This window comes from Adlercreutzia sp. DFI.6.23, from assembly GCF_024462535.1.
GTDB classification, from domain to species: Bacteria; Actinomycetota; Coriobacteriia; order Coriobacteriales; family Eggerthellaceae; genus Adlercreutzia; species Adlercreutzia rubneri.
This window is the reverse complement of record NZ_JANGBP010000197.1, coordinates 1-399: the sequence shown is the minus strand read 5'-3', so window position 1 is coordinate 399 and position 399 is coordinate 1. Positions and strand designations below refer to the sequence as shown.

General features: G+C 61.4%; 1 pseudogene. It reads left to right on the top strand.

The window, feature by feature from the left end:
- Positions 1-399, top strand: a pseudogene (locus NE591_RS12985) (hypothetical protein); the annotation flags it as partial.

Here is a 399-nt window from a genome sequence, read left to right as displayed (position 1 = left end):
TTCCCGCAAGGCACATCGACGCCACAGCATCGCCGCGTTTGCGCACGAGCAGCTCCGGCGTGCAGCCGCAGAAGTCCGACCCCACGGGCGATCCGGACACCATGTCGTTCTACCTGGAAGCCGACCACCTCATCCTCATCGACGACGGCGACATCGCTCAGAAGACCCTGGACAAAGTGGCCGCCACGGGCATTCTCACAAAGCCCACCACCTCGCATACCCTGTACGCCTTCATGAAGACGCTCATCGCCGACGATTTCAGCTGGTTCTCCTCCATGGAAGACGCCATGGAAAGCCTCGAGGACACCATGATCGGCCACCATGCCGACATCTCGTCGCAGACCATCATGAGCTACCGGCGCGCCACCATGCGCATGGGCTCCTACTACCAGCAAATCG